Below are 17,494 nucleotides of genomic sequence, written 5' to 3'. Positions count from 1 at the left end.
AACTTAGTTCAGATACTTACGATATTAAAAGCCTGATTTGATATTTTTTTCAATTCGGGTTTTTTTATCTTTAGTGACAAATAATAATCTACATGAAAAAACTTTTTCCATTAGTTGTTTTATTACTTATTCTAGGCTGTAAGTCCTCCGTAAAAACAGAATCCAAATCAATCACTATTTCGAGTGCCGAAGTTAAAGAAGTCGTGATGTATTTGGCTTCAGACAAAAATCAAGGTCGTAACACAGGTTCGGATGGCATTAATGCATCTGCAACTTACATTGAAAATCAGTTGAAAACTTTTGGTGTAAAACCGTATTACGATACATATAGAGATAACTTTAAAGTTGGTGAAATGGACGCATTTAATGTGGTTGGTTTTATTGAAGGTACAGATACAACACTTAAGAATGAGGTTATTGTGTTAGGAGCACATTACGATCACATCGGATATGCAAAAGCTATAGAGAATGATTCAATAGCTAATGGTGCAAACGATAATGCGGCAGGAACAAGTGCTGTTATGGCAATAGCCAAGTATTTCGCAACTAAGAAAAATAATAAGCGCAGTATTATGATCGCTTTGTTTTCTGCTGAAGAAATGGGACTCTTGGGATCTAAACATTTAGCGCAACGATTGAAATCTGAAAACCTTAACCTATACACCATGATTAACTTCGAAATGATTGGTGTGCCTTTTAAAGATCGCGATTATACGGCATTTGTGACTGGTTTTGAAAAATCAAATATTGCTCAAAAAATGAATGAATATTTGGGGTCTAATTTTATTGGGTTTTCTGAAATTGCAAAAAAATACAATTTATTTAGACAGTCTGATAACTATGCGTTCTATAAAGAATTTAAGTTGCCTTGTCATACAGTTTCATCATGCGATCTTTCCAATTATGATTATTATCATCATGCTGATGATGAAATAGATAAGTTAGATTATGAGCATATGGCAAGTTTGATTAATGCCGTGATACCTGCAATAGAAACAATGAGTAACACAGAGACTAAAGAAATTATAATGTATGAAGCAGATTAAGAATATAATTATAACTGGCACCAGTCGTGGAATTGGTTTTGAACTAGTTCATTTGTTTGCTAAACAAGGTCATAATGTATTAGCCTTATCAAGAAATGCACAACCCGTAAATAATCTTCATTTCGACAACATAGAATCATTTGCTTTCGATTTATGCGAGGAAGATGATTACCAAAAAGTTGAACAGTTTATTCAGAATGAATGGAAGCATGTTGATATTCTAATCAATAATGCTGGGATGTTACTTAATAAACCATTTGCAGAAACGACGTTTAAGGATTTTACAAAGGTTTATGAAACCAATGTTTTTGGTGTTTCTGAAATGACGCGTATTGTGTTGCCTTACATGAAGAACGACGGACATGTCGTAACTATAAGTTCAATGGGAGGCATTCAAGGTAGTATGAAATTCCCGGGATTAGCAGCTTACAGCTCAAGTAAAGGAGCCGTAATAACCCTTACCGAATTATTAGCCGAAGAATATAAAGAGACGGGTCCACAATTTAATGTGCTCGCTTTAGGTGCTGTTCAAACCGAAATGCTGAAAGAAGCTTTTCCAGACTATCAAGCACCAACTACCGCTTTGGAAATGGCAACCTATATTCAAGATTTTGCACTTAATGGAAATAAATATTATAATGGGAAAGTCTTACAGGTGTCTAATTCAACACCTTAATTATTGACTAGTCAAATTATAAATACCACCAAGCCCAATACATCAAACCAAACTGCAAAGGAATGCGAAGTATAAGGAGCCAATTTGGCACACCAGCCGATGCTTTCTTACCAGATAACATATAAAAATGTACGAGTAAGAATACTGCGAGCATGGCAATGATACCATAAATAGAAATGGTTTTTAAATCTGGTATGCATAAACCAATACCCAATGCTATTTCCGCTATACCACTCCAAAACACCAAGGGTTTATGGTATGGTAAATATCTTGGCATGACACGCAGATAGAGTTTTGGTTTGACAAAATGCATAATACCAGCGATAATATACATCACAGCCATCACATATAGGTGCCAAGCACTAGTCATCTTTATAGATATTATAAGTCATGCCAACACCATAATTGTTGAGGTTAGTTCTTAATAAACTTGATTCAATACCATTGCCTTGTTTGAACTGTACCCATTTGTTCCCACTAATAAACACACGTTTAATATAGGTGTGGTGTTGATTAATTTCATCTGTAAAGGGTAAGAGCGGTCTAAAATTAGTTGGGATTTTTACAATACCGTTTTTAGATTTAATCTCTTTATACTTCTTATTTGGCAGTAATTTTCCGTTTGGATCTGTGTATCCAAGAACCTGTAAGGATACAAAAAAACCACCCTTCGGAATAAATAAATTGTGCTCTGAGATATCGAGTTTGAACGCATCACCATTTTTTTCAGTGACTCGAAATACAATATTTGAATAGGTCATGACGTCACCTGGAATGCCGTTATCATTCTTATAGAATTTCACTTTAAACAAGGTTGAAAATTTACGCTTATCGGCATTTGACCGTTTGCGTTTATTCCAATCTTTAGATTCTAAAGTAATTGGAAATAACACAGACGTAATTTTTTTTAATTTGTCATTGTCATTCGGGAAAAACACTGCGATTTCACTTTCTATAGTAGGTAGCCAGCATTTATAATAGTCGTCATCTAAATATGGTTTTAAGGTTTCTTTTTTGAACTTTCTATTTATTTTAGCGTTTACAATAACTTCATCGAGCTTATTAGCTTCTATTTGCATCTCAATAGTCGTTGGAAGATTTATTGTAGCTATTGCTAAATCTTTGTAGCCTAAGGCAGAAATATATAGTGAATCTACATCTGGATACAGTTTTTTAGTGAATATAAATAAACCATCATCATCTGCAAATAAACCTTGTCCGTCACCAAATGAGATAGTTGCATAAGACACAGGGTATTGCGTTTCTTCGTCGACAATTGTAGTTTGTGAACTGGCACTGCTCACTAATATGAAGACGAGTAGGTTACAAAATAGGTGTTTCATAGATTGAATGTATATATTGGAGTTCATCTTGTCTAATATACACATTAAGCGATGTAAATAAAAAAACCACTGTCGATTAACAGTGGCTTTTAAGTTTAGTTGGTGATATGAAATTTATTCTTTATCAAGGTTTTTGGTCATATTAAAGCCTATAAAAAGTCCCACTCCAGCCATAAAGAAAATTGTTGCAGGATAAATGGCGTCTTCGTCTAATGTTGAGTAATTATCTATAATAGATGCTATAAAAGTTCCTAGCCCTATGCCCATTAATAAAAGGGAAAGGTTAAGGGTAAGTACTTTCCAGATTGGCGCTGCGTGCTGTTTACCTTTCATAAAAATACTTGCATCGGCACCTTTTTCGATAAGTGCTAAACGTTCTTTGTTTCGCGTTGAAAAATATAAATAAAATACTCCAAAGATTGCACCAAATATAATTGGTATAATGATTAATTCTGATCCCATAATGTTTCGTTTTTAATTGATTAAATTTAAATGTTCTGAGCTTATGACGACAGGTTTTGAGTTTTGGTTACAGATTAGTTTAAAAAAGATTAAAAAAATATTTTTCGGAAATTGTAACCTTAGGGTTAATTGTGTCGTCTTAAAACAAAATGACCACCAACAACGATCAAATACTCATCAATCAAATTATCGATGGCAATACAAATGCTTTTTCGATGCTGGTGGATAATTATAAAGATTTGGTGTTCACATTGGCATTGCGTATGTTGAAAAACAGAGAGGAAGCGGAAGAAGTTGCTCAAGATACGTTTATAAAAGCCTATAAATCCTTAGATAAATTTAAAGGAGATTCTAAATTTTCGACTTGGATTTATCGTGTGGCCTACAACACCTGTTTAGATCGGATAAAAAAAAATAAAAAATATATTAATGATGTTGAAATTAATGAGTTTACAGAACATCAGGTAAAAACAATAGACAGTGCTTTAGATCAAATGGAGGTAAAAGAGAAAGAATTAGCAATGAAACGCTGTATTGCATCTTTGCCTAATGAAGACAGCTTTTTATTGACTTTATATTATTTTGATGACTTATCTTTAGATGAAATTTCTAAGATTGTTGGTATTACAGCAAATACGATTAAAGTGAAATTGTTTAGATGTCGTAAAAAGTTGGCAGCCATATTAAGAGCACAGTTAGAACCAGAAATAATTGAATATTATGAAAGAGAGCGCAGATAAACTATTAGACAATTTATCCCGAAAAGTGATAGGGGAATCAACAATTGAAAGTCCGTCGTTAGATTTCACTCAAACACTTATGTCCCGAATAAACATGTTACATACATATAAAGTCACAGCTTATGAGCCATTGATTTCTATGCGTTCGTGGATATTAATAGCTTTTGGAATGATAGCTATTTTAGGTTATAGTGTTTTTGGGACTTCAAAATCAGAAAACGGCCTGTTAAGCGATTTAGGTTTAGAACGTTTTTCTAATTATGAGTTTACAAACCCTTTAGCAAGTATGGAGTTTTCGCAAACAGTTATCTATTCTGTAGTATTATTTGCTATTATGTTATGTATTCAAATTCCATTATTAAAGCGGTATTTTAATCAGCGTTTAGACGTTTAATCTTTAAAATACCAAAACGGAATTCTAACTCTTGTACTCTCTACGGTATCTTTTTTTCTAAGACTTTTACGAATCACATTTAATTGATGTTTTCCGTTAGGAACATTTTTTAAGTCTAGATAGGTTTCAAAGCCAAACTGTTCAGTAGTGCTTTCGGTAAGCACAAATTGCGGCTTATAGGTTACCGAATCTATCTTGAAGTTATAGATGCTATTAAGGGTTTTCATATATTCTGGCCTCAGACTATCTCGTTTCCTCAATTCGGAAAAATCATTACTAAAATTCATTTCAGTTCCTAAACCTCTGGTATCATCATCAGGTTTAAGATCGGGTCTAAACTCAAAAATAATATCTTCAGTATTTTCAGAATATAACACAAAAACTTTGAGATACCTATCAGTAATAACCTTAGATGGAATTGACGCCGTTCTTATAAATTGACCTTTTTCTTTGTCTAATAGATCTTCATAATTAACCTTGTTTGCGGTATATGCATTTGAATTGAGACCTAATTCTAAATAATTTGAGAGTTTGTAATTAAAACTAGTTGCCATTAGGATTAAAAAATAAATTGGGACTAAAGCGAAACTAATTCTACGGCCAAATTTGTTGTCTAAAAAATTATAAACTAGAGGTCTGTATAAAAATGATAATGTGATAAAACTAAATACCCAGTAGATTGGAAAATAAATAGTCGAGGTCCACTTTTTTTTCTTTAACCAACCTTGAGTGAGAAAATCTATGAAGGTAAAAAGCATTCCAAAAACGATAAATAAAATTAAAGGGACACCTATCCATTCATAAGAATTAGTTTTGTTATCAAGCAAATAATATGCGATTAGTCCAATGGAGGTAAAGGTTAGCGTAAATGCGATGACATAAAAAATGAGTAAGAATGAAATCGCAAAAATAACACTACAGTAATTTTCTAGATTCCCTATATATCTGTCAAATGAACCAATTTTATGTTTTAGATATGTTGTGAATTTCTGACTGTAATTTAATTCTTCATAATCAATATCACCAGAGACATAGCGCAAGCCAAGAGCGCCAATCCAAAGGCCTCTTAATATGACGTGAAGCAGCAGATTAAATAATAAAATATAGCATGAAACCGTTGCAACAATTAAGATTACGAATAAAAATAAATGTTCATTATTTCTGGCCTCTTGAGAAGCTATACTCAAAGGCGTGGTTGCCTGAAATAAACCAAAAATGGCAAAACCAGAAATAAGTAATTCTAACTGCCAACTCTCTTCCTGTAATTTTTGTAGTAGTTTTTTAAATGCAGGATTATTGTAATCTTGGCTCATTTGACTAGGATTTGAGATTAAAGATAATCACTTTTATCAAAAATTTTTAAGAATTTTGAAACGCTAAACATTTTTTTTCGTTTTTAATACTGAATACTAACCAAAGCTACATGTCTAAAGCGCATACCATTTTAATAGATCGCTGCAAGCAAGGAGAAGAGAAGGCGATGATGCAAATTTATGATTTGTACTGTCAAGCTATGTTTCAAATAGCTTGTCGGTATTTAAATGAAGAAGATGCGAAAGATGCGATGCAAGAGAGTTTTATCAAAGCATTTTCAAAACTTGATGGTTTTACAGAAAGTTTCACATTTGGATCATGGTTAAAACGTATCGTTATCAATCAATGTATCGACGATTTAAAAAAGAAACGATTGGAGTTCACAGCATCAGAAATATCCAATCTAACTATTGAAGACGACGATACTAGTTGGGATTTTAATGCGGAAATATCCAAGCAACAAGTACTTGATGCAATCGGAAAATTACCAAGCAAACATCAGGTCGTTGTCAAATTATACCTTATTGAAGGCTATGACCATGAGGAAATATCTAACATACTTAATATTCCAATACAAACATCACGAACCCATTTAAGACGTGGGCGGTTAAAACTTCAGGAAATTTTAAAAACACATTACAATGAAGCAAGATATTAGAGATTTATTTAAAGATAATAAGGCTTCTGGAAAACAGTTGCCAGCTAACCATAGGCAAGAGTTCTACGATAAACTCAAAGCCTCTAGACCGAGACGAACATTTAGGTTAAATGCCAACTATGTGTATAAAGTAGCGGCTATAGTTGTTTTATTTTTAGCCTTTACTTTTATGATATTTAAAACAACTGATAATGTGACTAACCAAATTGTTGAAGAGACACCAATAGAAACGCAAATAGATGCTATTGAACAGCAGTACTTAGCAAGTATAGACAAAGAATGGCACAACTTTATAAGAGTGGCTAATGATGAAAAACTTGTAAAGCGATACAAAGAGAAATTAGATGGTTTAGACATCGACTATCAGAACATCTCAAAACAATTTAAAGCAAATACCAACAATATGTTGATCATTGAAGCTTTAGTTCAAAATCTTCAAATGAGACTTCAATTATTAAAAGACATACAAGAACACATCAAATCATTACATCAAAAAAACGAACACTATGAAACAATTAGCATTTAAAATTTGTTGGCTGATACTCATCACATCTGGACCCATTTTTGCACAGAAAAAAGTCGTGTATTCTGAGAGTTTTTCAGCAAATAAAAATACACAGGCCATATTGAATCTTGATAATACAACCGTAGCGATTGAAACCTCTACTGATGGAAAAATTCATTTCAATTATACCGTTGAGTTTAGTCAATATTCTAAAAAGGAAATCCAGTCGTTTATAGATGACATTAAAGTTGAGGCGGTACAATTTGAAAACACATTAACCCTCCATGCTTCTAGCTACCAAAATATTTCAAAAATTGCTTACCAACTCGATGCTCCTTTTGGTTTAACCCTAGATAATGATGAATTCAAAATTGGAAGGGCTAATGATACTATTTATAGAAAATCTAAAGACTCAATTATAAAAGAGATAAGAGGTGGAGAGTTTAAGAATTTGATGTTTAAAAACTTCAAGATGCTTGACAAAAATGGCGAAAAGAAAGCAATAGATTTTAAAAAAGTTAAAATGTATAAAAGTAGATTTGTGATCAAAATACCCGCTTTTATAAACGTTAAAATTATCGGTAATCATGCACAAATTTCATTTTTAGATGATGTCACTAATGAAATATCCTTAAACCTAAAAAAAGGAACTTTAAAAGGCAAGTATTTAAGTAATACCTATAATAAATTTAAAATCGATCAAGCGAGCTTTGAATTTGAAGGGATTTCAGGAGGTGACTTTTCTTTTGATAATGTAACAAATGGAAAGATTGGAAGCTTGCAAGATGTAACTATAAATTCTGAATTTTCTAAAATTGAAATCGGTGAAATTCGAGATAAGGTTAACATCACAGACTTTAATGGCGAATTTTGGTTTTACAATTGGGCTAAAGACTTTAATCGATTTGATTTCTTTTCAGAATATACGAAACTCTATTTTTTCTATCCCGAAACCTATGACTTCAGTTTAAGTGTGGTTGGTAATAATACAGTCAATCATTTTGAAAATATGTCTATCACAATGCAACCCACAAAAAGCGATAAAAAATTTAATATGATGGAGCGCAAAGCCAAAGGTAAAGGGCATTTTTCTGGAGTTATTAATTTAGATATGGTTAGAGGTATTCTCTACACAGCAAACGATACATTCATCAAACCAAAACAATAAACACATGAAAAATTTAATCACACTAGCTGTTGCATTCATTTGCTTCAGCACTCTAAATGCGCAAACAAACGACCTAAATTTTAAAGCGACTTCAGGTTTAAATATGGAAACCGAATACGCTTCTGATAATATCGAAATAAGGGATATTTTAAGTTTTGAAGGCATCGATTATATGAAAATTAAGTTTTCAGGAAAGGAGTTAAAAGGGAAGAGCTATCACTTAACCGTAAAAGAGATTTGGAATGGAGAAGTGGTTTCAGATACCACAGTTTTAAATAGCAAAACACTTGGTCTCCCCCAATTTGAAACCCTAAAAGATTCGATGCTTAAAATGCGAGTGATATCAAAGCGAACTCGTGATAATAAATTAAAGCTAACCTTTAAGTTTTCAAGATTTAGTGTCACCAAAACTTACGATGCTATAGCGTCTGACGATTATGCTTTGCGTAACCTTGCTGACGAAAGTAATTTGGACATTGGTTATAATGAAAAGTTTAATTTTTTGGCTTATATATTACCATACGAGCGCCCAGATGGTTCAAATTCGTGGTGCGAAATTGGAACTTCAGGTGATGCAGTTGAAACATGGGGAGAGAAATTTGGTATCGAGCATTATTTGCTTTTTGAAATGAAATTTGAATAGTGTAAAAATCATAGTATCAAAAAAGCCATGAGTGACTAACTAATGGCTTTTTTTATGGCTTAATACCAACGTTTCTTTTTCTTTTTAGAACCCTCACCTTTACGTCCTTTTTTATACTTACTTCCTTGTTTTTTATGAACAATCGGTTTTGCTTTCGGATCTAATGGATACGGATGGTCTTCCGCAATTGGAATTTGCACGTTAATCAATTGCTGAATATTTTTTACATAGGATTTTTCATCAGCAGAACAAAATGAATATGAGTTTCCAAATTCACCAGCACGACCAGTTCTACCAATACGATGAACATAGGTTTCTGGAATATTTGGTAAATCAAAATTGATAACAGCGTCCAGTTCATTAATGTCTATGCCACGGGCAGCAACATCAGTCGCTATAAGAATATTGACTTTTCCGCGTTTGAAATCGGCCAGTGCATTTTGACGTTCGTTTTGCGAACGGTCACCGTGCAAACGTTCCGCTGTATAACCGTTTTTTATAAGTGTTTCATGGAGTTTGTCTACACCAAACTTGGTGCGTCTAAAAATAAGGATGTTGCCTTTTACAGTATTCCGAAGTATATGTAAACACAATTCTACTTTATTTTGTTTTGGTACGTAATATAATACTTGGCTAACATTTTTTGCTACCGAAGAGGTAGGAGTCACTTCAATCCGTACTGGGTCTTTTAAAATAGAGTTGGCTAGTTGCTCTACTTTAAATGGCATTGTTGCTGAAAATAGAAGGGTTTGTTTCGTTTCAGGACACAAACGTTCAACCTTCTTGACATCATCTATAAATCCCATATCAAGCATGAGGTCAGCTTCGTCTAATACAAAGGTTTCAATATAATCTAGATTCAATAAATCTTGTTTGTGAAGATCTAAGAGTCGTCCAGGTGTTGCCACCAAAATATCGATACCTTTCTTCAAAATATCTTTTTGAGGTTCAATAGATGTGCCGCCATAAACCACAGCAGATTTCAGATTGGTATATGTTGCATAAGTTTCGAAATTTTTAGCTATCTGAATAGCTAATTCTCGTGTCGGACTTACAATCAATGCTCTAATTTTTTTTCCTTTTTTAGGAGCATCTTGTTTGTCAAATAATAACTGTAAGATTGGCAAAGCAAAAGCTGCTGTTTTTCCAGTTCCTGTTTGAGCTGAGGTAATCACATCTTTACCTTCTAATACTAAAGGTATGGTGCGTTCTTGGACTAAGGTAGGGTTGTCATAACCAGCTTCGGCAACGGCTCTTAGAATGGGCTTATTAAGTTTTAAGTCTTTAAATGACATGGCATCATGTTTAAGGACAAAGATAGTTTAAAACTTGTAGTCTTAATTAAAAAACCACCTTGCCTGAGCAAAGTGGTTTTTTTCATTGTAATCATAAGAAGTTAGATAAAGAGTAGATGTGTATTGTCGCCTTGTGCTCGTGCATAGAAATCACCAACGGTTAATACACCATCAAGATCTTCAACTAAGTGTTCTTTTCCAAGATGGAACATATCCATTGCTAATTTACAAGCCCATAGTTTAGTTCCTGAGGCTGAAAGAATTTCTAAGAATTCACCAACTGGCGGAATATCTAGTTTTTCCATTTCAGATTTCATCATTTTGGTTGCCAAGGCTTCCATTCCTGGTAAACCGCCTAGCATGGTTGGAATATGCATACCTGGATTTCCAACGGTAGCAACACGTAAATGTTCAAGTTTCTTTTTTTGAATCGCTTCCAATCCGAAAAACGTAAAAAATATTTCTGACTCGATACCTTCCATTCGAGCACCATTTGCTAGAATAAAGCAAGCATAAACATTATCTATTGTTGCCTTAGATAAAATAAGCATCATTTTTTTGATGGGTTTTTTACCTTCCTTTTTTTCATTTACAGGGCTTGACATAGTATTTTCCATTTTAATAGTATTTATTGATTAGTGATAACCTGAGTTATATACAACTTACGGGTTTTGGTATACCAGCAATTCTGCTCGATATTTTTAAAGGTCCTTTAGGAAAGAGTTGATAGAATTCTTTGATGCTTACAACACCACTTTTACCAATTTTTCTGATACTTAAAGGAACTTGATTTCTACATTGATCTTGTAAATAAGTAATGACTTCCCAATGTTTATCTGTCATTTCAATACCTTCTTCTTTAGCGATTTCTGAACCAACTTCTTTTGTCCATTGATTTAAATCGGTTAAATAACCTTGTGCATTGCATGTGACACACAGTTCTCCATATATTTTTTCTACTACCATTATTTTAAGATTTAGTTTATTATTATACTGATTCTTCTAATTGTTTTCCTGCGGTATTCATTGTTGCAGATACGAAAGGAATATGTTTGCCTTTAATAAGCATGTTCCAATAAATCCATCGGAAAGCTAATTTACCCATATGATTCATGTGTGTTTCCTTTAATAAACTTAATGGACCTACACCTGGGAAAGGGAATGTGCCTTTTACTGGTTCTTGATTGTAATTAAAGTCTATCAGTAAGGCTTTTCCATGACCCGTTTCTATAAAGCAATTGGCATGACCATCATATTCTTTCTTGAGTGCTTCGCCTGCTATATATCTCTTGATGTTTTCGGTTAATATTTCTGCTTCAAAATGGGCAACAGAACCGGCTTTAGAAGCAGGTATGTTAGTCGCGTCACCTATGGCAAAAATATTGTCCTTAACGGTGGTTTGAAGGGAAGCCTTATCAGTGGGTACAAAATTTAATTCATCACCAAATCCTGAACGTTCAATCATATCGTCACCCATATTAGTTGGGACCGTGACTAATAGATCATATGCAACCTCTTCACCTGCATAATCGACAATTTTTTGATGAGCTCCGTCGACGTGTTCTATATTAAAGTCAGGAACTACTTTAATATGTTTTTGATCTAATAAGTGCTCTAGGGCTTCTGTTGCTTTTGGTTTTGTAAATGCACCTGACATTGGTGTTACATATGTAATGTCAACCTTATCTCGCATTCCTTTATTAATGAAGTAAGAGTCAGCTAAAAAAGCAAATTCTAAAGGAGCTACTGGACATTTAATAGGCATTTCAGTAATATGAACAACCAATTTGCCACCTTCCCAATTTCTTAATTTATTACGCAAGTTTCGTGCACCTTCAAAGGTGTAAAAATCAAATACAGTATCATACCAATGATCACCTAACATGCCTTCTATTTCTTGCGGAGCAATTTTTGTTCCTGTGGCTATAATTAAAATGTCATATTTTAAAGATGTATTGTTTTTAAGTAGAACGATATCATTGTCTTTATCTATGCGATCAATTTTTTCGTTAATTAATTGAACACCTTTAGGAATGAACTTATCTATTTTCTTTTTAACATCTTTCGATTTATATAAATCGAAAGGTAGAAATAAAAATCCAGGTTGATAATAATGTGTTTCTTCCTGATCCACTATTGTTATATTCCAATCCTTTTTAGGAAGTGTTTTTCGAAGATGATTCGCCATCATTGTCCCTGACGTCCCTGCACCTAATATGAGTAGCTCTTTCATTATATTGTTTTTTATAAGTCGTTATTTTTTACCTCTTTTCTTTTAAACGTGTAATTAAATCCTATCATAAATAAATCTGTAGTCATCTCGTAGGATACATTACTACCTGGGATTGCACCATAAGGAGGGAAGTTTGGTATAAATCCAGGATTTAATATTTGACCAGAAGTTTTTCCTCCGCTATCACCATGATGGTAAACTGCATTTAAATTAAGTCGGTCATTAAATTCATAAGTTAACCCTAACTGAAATGCATTTTTAATAATCGCCGTTGCTGGGATATTAAAAAATGCAACGTCGTCGTTTATCGGATTAGAACTGTACGTGTACCCAACTCGTAAAGGCAGTTTATTGATACCTTTATATTGAACACCAGCCGAAACTATTGAAATGTTTTGCCATCCAAACCCACTTACTGATGCAGTAGGTGTCCATCCCGTAGTTGAGAATCCATCTGTGTTTTCATAATCTACTAATCTGTAATCTAAAGCAATATCAAAATCAGATTTTGAGTATCCCAAACCAATGGAATAGATTGCTGGATAATCCATATTAAATTCATTAGTGCCTGTAGAAGCATCTAAATAGGTGTTATCGAATTTAAACTTGCTGAACGATTGAGTGCTTTTATAGGATAAACCAGCCTTAAACCCTGTTTTAGAATCATAAAATAGTCCTATTTGACCACCAAACCCAGTTGCAGTCGCTTTATCTGTTGAAGGATAACCAGATGCTCCAGGATTTGCTGTTGGATTAGGCATTAATTCTAGAGTGGCATAATTAAAAGTTGGTTCTAGACCTATTGAAAAGTTGTCACTTAATTCATAAGCCCAAGTAAAACCGATTTGTAATAAAATATAATCGGATTCTATACGACCAAATCCACCCATACTTTGAGGAGCATTAATAGGATTTGTCATACTTTCTGGAAACGTCACTCCAAATCCGCTAATACCAAAAGCAGAAGCTCCAAAGGTGTGCTTGCTACCTTCTTTTCCCCAAACTACTGCTAAAGCAGGCATAGGTGAAAGGCCTCTATCGTCTTCAGTTACACCAGAAAAGAAATTACCAGTTGGCATACCCATGCTATCAAATTCTGGAACAGTAGAGAATAATGTTGGAGATGATGAGAATAATCCAATATCAAAACTTATGATGGTTCCATCAAAAGTCGATATGGCAGCTGGGTTCCATTGCAAAGCTCCTGAAATATCTAAAGGTTGTGCGGTTGCAGCACCACCCATAGACATGTTCACAGATCCTGCACCTTGCATAATATGACCAGTTTGAGCGATAGCCGAAACCGAAAAAAGTAAATACAAAAATGTTGAAAAAAGTGATCTCATGATTATTTAGTTTGTTGTAACAGCTGATAAAATTAACCTTATCATACATTACATGGTTATAATGTTTTTAGTTGTATAAAGGTACTCTGAAGTGCCTCAAAATAACATGATAATTGTCATATACCTATGTAACCTATGTTACATAACATCAGGAGATTTTTGCAAGTATACTATAGAGAAAACCTAATGTGTATAGCGTCTTTTTGGAGGCTTGAGTTTAATTTTATTTCTACGTAATTACATCAAGTTTGAATAGGTTTACTCTTGAAGCGCTTCTATAACCTGGTAAACCAAACGGGTATCATCTAGATTTAATAAAAGGAATGTCTAATAATAAGGAGTCTCCTTATAATAAAGCTTTTAGTATCTGTCTCTTTCGTTGGGGTAAAGCCTCATTATCCATAATTAATCGGATATGATCTTTGTTTTTATTTTGCGCATATAACAGCGCAAAAAAATCCCAAATGGAGATACTATGTTCTATTTTTTCCACCAATTGAAAAGTGTCGGCATTTTTCACCGTGCCTTCTTCTAAAATACGAACATAAGTGCCAGGGTAACCGTGGGCAACGAAGGCCTTTATTACGGTTGTAGATTCAAATTTAGCAGCAAATTTATAACAAGGTTCTCTAGGTAGTGTGATTTGTACTAAGGCATTTCCAACCTTATAGATATCACCAATATGAAGTTCTTTTTCATTTAAATGTTCAACAGTTAGGTTCTCACCAAGCATACCGTAAGTCCAGTTGAGATTTGGATACAGGGTTTTCCAATATGGATAATGATCTGTAGAAAATAAATAACAGGCTTTGTATATACCACCATGGACTTTTCTATCGGAAACCTCATCGCCTTTCACGTTTTCTTTTCCGAGGTGAATGGCCGAGTCAACAGGTTTTTTAAAGATGCCTGTGGTCACCTCTTTGCCATTCCAAAAGATGGTTGTTGGTTTAGCGATATTGGTCGAGATGATTTTCATAATATAAAACTACAAAAATCCATCTCATTGCGTTGAATCATTTTTTATAGTATTGCTTTTAGTGATGGCGGACCTTGCGTTGTAATCTTTTTCTAGATCTGAAATATGGGTCGATGGCTAGAATGAAAGACAATTTAAGAACTGGGAACTCAAGACTAGTGGGTGATTATAAAGGTGTTTCAAAACAAAAAAGCGCAAGTTGGGTAAACTTGCGCTTTGTCAGCTATTAATCATAGGGATTTACAATAATGTTATGTCAATCTAACTATTATAAGTCACAAAATTACAATAAGTTAGCTTTAAATAAATTGATATATGTTAATAAATTATGAGTGAGAAATGTCTTTTCGTATTCTGCTTAGACTTTCAGTAGTGATCCCTAAGTATGACGCAATATGGTAATTTTTTACACACTGTTCTATATTTGGGTAGGTCTTAATAAAGTTTTTATATCGAACAGCAGCTGTTTCAGATAAATTTGATAATATGCGTTTTTGAAATGCCGCAAAAGCCTTTTCTAATTTTTTTCTGAAAAAGGACTCAATACGTGGAATTGCAGAATATAAATGTTCTTTATCTGATTTAGATAATTTATATAATGTGGCATCTTTTATAACTTCAATATTCATAATGGATTTAGAATCTGAGAAAAATGCGGTGTAATCACTAATCCACCAGTCTTTGATTCCAAATTGTACGGTATGTTCTTTGGCTTGTCGATTTATAAAATAAGAACGGAGGCAGCCTTCCAAAATATAGTATTGATTATCAACATTGTCATCTGGTTTGATAATCATATCTCCTTTTTTGTAGTTCACTTTATGAAATACAGATTCTATAATCTTTATTTCGTTTTCGGAAAAAGAAAGATTTTTAAAAATATCTTTTATTTTAGAATTATCAGATTGCATTTTTACATGGTTACTAACCATCTTAAGATACATAAAATCATAAGAAAAATACTCAAGGAACGTTTTTTTGTTTAAAAAAACAGATGATCGGTTTATTTTGTGACACATATAGAACAACAGGTTTCATTTAACATGGGTAAGTATAAAATGACATACATGTTTTTTACAAAAAATCACTTTAAAAAAATAGTCTTTTTTAAAAATTAATTTAACTTGTAAGTATCATTAGTCGATTAAGGAACTCTACTTTTTAATTCAGAATTAAATCGAAATAAGGAGACAAAGCGTTTTTTTTGTGTTGATTAATGCTTGTGCTATTAGTATTAAAGTAAATTGAAGGAAATGAAAACTACTCGCTTAAATTGGATGCTAACGTTGGTATTCGCTCTGCTTTTATTTGGTTCGTGTAATACTGACGATGGTCAATTAATTCCAAGTCCTGATGATCCTTTGGTTTCTGATGAAACGACCCAACTTATAATTGAGTGGAACGGTATATGGTTGCAGCAAGATCGGTATTCATTCGGTATGCGTCCAAATGCAACGGCTAGAGCATTAGCGTATATTCATCTTGCCGCTTATGAAACTGTAGTTGCTGACATCACAGGGTTTAATTCTAATACAACAAGGCTTGAGAATTTAACTATTGATACGTCTCAACGAGCTGAGAGTATAGATAAAAATGTGGCGTTAAATACTTGCTATGCTGCGGTCATGAACCACTTTATGTATAATACGTCGGGTGACGTTGAAGGAGAAATAGACGTGTTTAAAACCACAAAAGAGAGTGCGCTAGCAGAAAACATGTCTAATGAATTATTACTAGATTCTCGGCAATGGGGCAGTTATGTAGCGGACCAAGTAATCGCCTATAGTCAGACAGATGTTCAAGCAGAAACACAGATACTAGAACCACAACCATTATCTTATGAGCCACCTGTTGGTGAAGGGTTTTGGACATATAGTGCAGATCCAGAACGCGCCTTATTTCCGTATTGGGAATCTGTGCGCACCTTTGTGATTTCTTCTGTTGAAACTAGCAGTTTACCACCCCTTGATTATAGCGAAGCTTCAAATAGCGAATATTTTGCACAAATGAGTGAGGTGTATACTGTGAATAATGCAGCAAAGGCTGAAGATAATGAAGATTTATGGATTGCAGAGTTTTGGTCTGATGATGTTGAAGGATTAATGATGAGCCCACCTGGCAGACAAATTTCTATTGCCAATCAATTAATTGTACAGAATGATTTCAGTCATGATGCATCTTTAGCGCTATTACTAAAATTGGGATTCGCTCTTAATGATGCAGCAGTGTCAACATGGGCTGATAAATATAACTACATGGTGATGCGACCAAATGTATATATTCAAGAATTTATTGATGCCGATTATGAAACCAATCTTTATAGGTTTATTAACTGGCCAAATCCATCATTCCCAAGTTACCCTTCGGGGCATTCGTGTTTTGTTTCGGCAGCTGGAGGCGTTTTTATCGATTTTTTTGGAAACACTATTAATTTCACAGATCGTTCTCATGAAGGAAGAACGGAATTTAGAGGAACGCCAAGACAGTTTAATGCGATCACTGATATGGTTGAAGATGCTGCCTTCTCAAGAGTCCCTCTTGGCGTGCATATGCGAATTGATTGTGCCGAAGGACTGCGACTGGGTTATGAAATATCAGATGCCGTGAATAATTTTGATTTGTCTTCTAATTAAAAACCACCTTGAGTGAACAAAGTGGTTTTAGTTATTTGTAAGATACTGAACCGAGTTCA

General features: G+C 33.7%; 20 protein-coding genes. 9 read left to right on the top strand and 11 right to left on the bottom strand.

The genetic code is table 11. The features are described from left to right. Positions 1 to 92 precede the first annotated feature (92 nt). Together BLT57_RS13965 and BLT57_RS13960 are read left to right on the top strand one after the other, a co-directional pair. Positions 93 to 1,046, top strand: a complete 954-nt coding sequence (locus BLT57_RS13965; protein ID WP_091426568.1) for a M28 family peptidase — start codon at positions 93 to 95, stop codon at positions 1,044 to 1,046. Further along, positions 1,033 to 1,722 (top strand): SDR family oxidoreductase, encoded by a 690-nt coding sequence (locus BLT57_RS13960; RefSeq protein ID WP_091426566.1) that lies wholly within the window; start codon positions 1,033 to 1,035, stop codon positions 1,720 to 1,722. Before BLT57_RS13965 ends, BLT57_RS13960 begins: the two co-directional genes overlap by 14 nt. A gap of 16 nt (positions 1,723 to 1,738) precedes the next feature. Here BLT57_RS13960 and BLT57_RS13955 read toward each other — a convergent pair whose 3' ends face one another. From BLT57_RS13955 to BLT57_RS13945, 3 genes are all read right to left on the bottom strand, one after another. After that, on the bottom strand, positions 1,739 to 2,092 hold the full coding sequence (locus BLT57_RS13955) for a DoxX family protein (RefSeq protein ID WP_091420504.1): 354 nt from the start codon (positions 2,090 to 2,092) through the stop codon (positions 1,739 to 1,741). Further along, positions 2,085 to 3,065: a hypothetical protein gene (locus tag BLT57_RS13950; protein WP_091426862.1), complete on the bottom strand. Its 981-nt coding sequence runs from the start codon at positions 3,063 to 3,065 to the stop codon at positions 2,085 to 2,087. The genes BLT57_RS13955 and BLT57_RS13950 overlap by 8 nt, the downstream gene beginning before the upstream one ends. A gap of 114 nt (positions 3,066 to 3,179) precedes the next feature. Then, positions 3,180 to 3,527, bottom strand: coding sequence for a DUF6249 domain-containing protein (locus tag BLT57_RS13945; protein ID WP_091426564.1), 348 nt, complete (start codon positions 3,525 to 3,527; stop codon positions 3,180 to 3,182). Positions 3,528 to 3,676: 149 nt separating this feature from the next. On the opposite strand from BLT57_RS13945, the gene BLT57_RS13940 reads away from it, so the two are divergent. Beyond that, positions 3,677 to 4,267, top strand: coding sequence for an RNA polymerase sigma factor (locus tag BLT57_RS13940; protein ID WP_091426563.1), 591 nt, complete (start codon positions 3,677 to 3,679; stop codon positions 4,265 to 4,267). Next, entirely contained in the window at positions 4,248 to 4,661 is a 414-nt protein-coding gene (locus tag BLT57_RS13935) for a hypothetical protein (RefSeq protein WP_091426561.1), read from the top strand. The genes BLT57_RS13940 and BLT57_RS13935 overlap by 20 nt, the downstream gene beginning before the upstream one ends. On the opposite strand, the gene BLT57_RS13930 is transcribed toward BLT57_RS13935, so the two are convergent. Further along, complete coding sequence (locus tag BLT57_RS13930) at positions 4,658 to 5,974, bottom strand: hypothetical protein (protein ID WP_091426559.1); 1,317 nt, start codon at positions 5,972 to 5,974, stop codon at positions 4,658 to 4,660. The genes BLT57_RS13935 and BLT57_RS13930 overlap by 4 nt on opposite strands. 110 nt (positions 5,975 to 6,084) lie before the next feature. Here BLT57_RS13930 and BLT57_RS13925 point away from each other — a divergent pair, with 110 nt between their 5' ends. Genes BLT57_RS13925 through BLT57_RS13910 form a run of 4 tightly spaced genes read left to right on the top strand, consistent with a single transcriptional unit; the run spans position 6,085 to position 8,949 of the window. Beyond that, entirely contained in the window at positions 6,085 to 6,633 is a 549-nt protein-coding gene (locus BLT57_RS13925) for an RNA polymerase sigma factor (protein ID WP_091426557.1), read from the top strand. Then, positions 6,617 to 7,159: a hypothetical protein gene (locus BLT57_RS13920; protein WP_091426556.1), complete on the top strand. Its 543-nt coding sequence runs from the start codon at positions 6,617 to 6,619 to the stop codon at positions 7,157 to 7,159. Before BLT57_RS13925 ends, BLT57_RS13920 begins: the two co-directional genes overlap by 17 nt. Beyond that, positions 7,140 to 8,306 (top strand): hypothetical protein, encoded by a 1,167-nt coding sequence (locus BLT57_RS13915; RefSeq protein WP_091426554.1) that lies wholly within the window; start codon positions 7,140 to 7,142, stop codon positions 8,304 to 8,306. Before BLT57_RS13920 ends, BLT57_RS13915 begins: the two co-directional genes overlap by 20 nt. A 4-nt stretch (positions 8,307 to 8,310) precedes the next feature. Further along, a complete protein-coding gene (locus BLT57_RS13910; RefSeq protein WP_091426552.1) occupies positions 8,311 to 8,949 on the top strand; it encodes a hypothetical protein in 639 nt (212 codons plus the stop codon). 59 nt (positions 8,950 to 9,008) lie between these two features. Here BLT57_RS13910 and BLT57_RS13905 read toward each other — a convergent pair whose 3' ends face one another. From BLT57_RS13905 to BLT57_RS13875, 7 genes are all read right to left on the bottom strand, one after another. Beyond that, the gene (locus BLT57_RS13905) at positions 9,009 to 10,244 is read right to left on the bottom strand and encodes a DEAD/DEAH box helicase (RefSeq protein WP_091426550.1); all 1,236 of its coding nucleotides are present in this window, start codon (positions 10,242 to 10,244) and stop codon (positions 9,009 to 9,011) included. Positions 10,245 to 10,345: 101 nt separating this feature from the next. Continuing rightward, complete coding sequence (locus tag BLT57_RS13900; RefSeq protein WP_231928710.1) at positions 10,346 to 10,861, bottom strand: DsrE/DsrF/DrsH-like family protein; 516 nt, start codon at positions 10,859 to 10,861, stop codon at positions 10,346 to 10,348. Between the two features lie 34 nt (positions 10,862 to 10,895). After that, positions 10,896 to 11,210, bottom strand: a complete 315-nt coding sequence (locus BLT57_RS13895) for a TusE/DsrC/DsvC family sulfur relay protein (RefSeq protein ID WP_091426549.1) — start codon at positions 11,208 to 11,210, stop codon at positions 10,896 to 10,898. Between the two features lie 22 nt (positions 11,211 to 11,232). Then, a complete protein-coding gene (locus BLT57_RS13890) occupies positions 11,233 to 12,477 on the bottom strand; it encodes an NAD(P)/FAD-dependent oxidoreductase (RefSeq protein ID WP_091426547.1) in 1,245 nt (414 codons plus the stop codon). Positions 12,478 to 12,488: 11 nt separating this feature from the next. Then, the gene (locus BLT57_RS13885) at positions 12,489 to 13,823 is read right to left on the bottom strand and encodes an OmpP1/FadL family transporter (RefSeq protein WP_091426545.1); all 1,335 of its coding nucleotides are present in this window, start codon (positions 13,821 to 13,823) and stop codon (positions 12,489 to 12,491) included. 346 nt (positions 13,824 to 14,169) lie between these two features. Continuing rightward, positions 14,170 to 14,802 carry an MOSC domain-containing protein gene (locus BLT57_RS13880; RefSeq protein WP_091426544.1) on the bottom strand — a complete coding sequence of 211 codons (633 nt, stop codon included), beginning with the start codon at positions 14,800 to 14,802 and terminating at the stop codon, positions 14,170 to 14,172. Positions 14,803 to 15,128: 326 nt separating this feature from the next. Further along, on the bottom strand, positions 15,129 to 15,713 hold the full coding sequence (locus tag BLT57_RS13875; protein WP_091426859.1) for a Crp/Fnr family transcriptional regulator: 585 nt from the start codon (positions 15,711 to 15,713) through the stop codon (positions 15,129 to 15,131). 342 nt (positions 15,714 to 16,055) lie between these two features. Here BLT57_RS13875 and BLT57_RS13870 point away from each other — a divergent pair, with 342 nt between their 5' ends. Further along, complete coding sequence (locus BLT57_RS13870; protein WP_091426542.1) at positions 16,056 to 17,435, top strand: vanadium-dependent haloperoxidase; 1,380 nt, start codon at positions 16,056 to 16,058, stop codon at positions 17,433 to 17,435. Positions 17,436 to 17,494: the final 59 nt, after the last annotated feature.

Source organism: Formosa sp. Hel1_31_208, from assembly GCF_900104785.1.
Classification (GTDB): Bacteria; Bacteroidota; Bacteroidia; order Flavobacteriales; family Flavobacteriaceae; genus Psychroserpens.
Note: the sequence above shows the minus strand (reverse complement) of the source record. Positions and strands in the feature narration are given on the sequence as shown.

Coding starts and splice junctions, on each gene's coding strand:
- BLT57_RS13875 (WP_091426859.1), bottom strand. CDS start 15,713: ATGCAATCTGATAATTCTAAAATAAAAGATATTTTTAAAAATCTTTCT.
- BLT57_RS13905 (WP_091426550.1), bottom strand. CDS start 10,244: ATGTCATTTAAAGACTTAAAACTTAATAAGCCCATTCTAAGAGCCGTT.
- BLT57_RS13950 (WP_091426862.1), bottom strand. CDS start 3,065: ATGAAACACCTATTTTGTAACCTACTCGTCTTCATATTAGTGAGCAGT.
- BLT57_RS13960 (WP_091426566.1), top strand. CDS start 1,033: ATGAAGCAGATTAAGAATATAATTATAACTGGCACCAGTCGTGGAATT.
- BLT57_RS13955 (WP_091420504.1), bottom strand. CDS start 2,092: ATGACTAGTGCTTGGCACCTATATGTGATGGCTGTGATGTATATTATC.
- BLT57_RS13945 (WP_091426564.1), bottom strand. CDS start 3,527: ATGGGATCAGAATTAATCATTATACCAATTATATTTGGTGCAATCTTT.
- BLT57_RS13885 (WP_091426545.1), bottom strand. CDS start 13,823: ATGAGATCACTTTTTTCAACATTTTTGTATTTACTTTTTTCGGTTTCG.
- BLT57_RS13915 (WP_091426554.1), top strand. CDS start 7,140: ATGAAACAATTAGCATTTAAAATTTGTTGGCTGATACTCATCACATCT.
- BLT57_RS13920 (WP_091426556.1), top strand. CDS start 6,617: ATGAAGCAAGATATTAGAGATTTATTTAAAGATAATAAGGCTTCTGGA.
- BLT57_RS13870 (WP_091426542.1), top strand. CDS start 16,056: ATGAAAACTACTCGCTTAAATTGGATGCTAACGTTGGTATTCGCTCTG.
- BLT57_RS13880 (WP_091426544.1), bottom strand. CDS start 14,802: ATGAAAATCATCTCGACCAATATCGCTAAACCAACAACCATCTTTTGG.
- BLT57_RS13910 (WP_091426552.1), top strand. CDS start 8,311: ATGAAAAATTTAATCACACTAGCTGTTGCATTCATTTGCTTCAGCACT.
- BLT57_RS13900 (WP_231928710.1), bottom strand. CDS start 10,861: ATGGAAAATACTATGTCAAGCCCTGTAAATGAAAAAAAGGAAGGTAAA.
- BLT57_RS13935 (WP_091426561.1), top strand. CDS start 4,248: ATGAAAGAGAGCGCAGATAAACTATTAGACAATTTATCCCGAAAAGTG.
- BLT57_RS13890 (WP_091426547.1), bottom strand. CDS start 12,477: ATGAAAGAGCTACTCATATTAGGTGCAGGGACGTCAGGGACAATGATG.
- BLT57_RS13940 (WP_091426563.1), top strand. CDS start 3,677: ATGACCACCAACAACGATCAAATACTCATCAATCAAATTATCGATGGC.
- BLT57_RS13965 (WP_091426568.1), top strand. CDS start 93: ATGAAAAAACTTTTTCCATTAGTTGTTTTATTACTTATTCTAGGCTGT.
- BLT57_RS13930 (WP_091426559.1), bottom strand. CDS start 5,974: ATGAGCCAAGATTACAATAATCCTGCATTTAAAAAACTACTACAAAAA.
- BLT57_RS13925 (WP_091426557.1), top strand. CDS start 6,085: ATGTCTAAAGCGCATACCATTTTAATAGATCGCTGCAAGCAAGGAGAA.
- BLT57_RS13895 (WP_091426549.1), bottom strand. CDS start 11,210: ATGGTAGTAGAAAAAATATATGGAGAACTGTGTGTCACATGCAATGCA.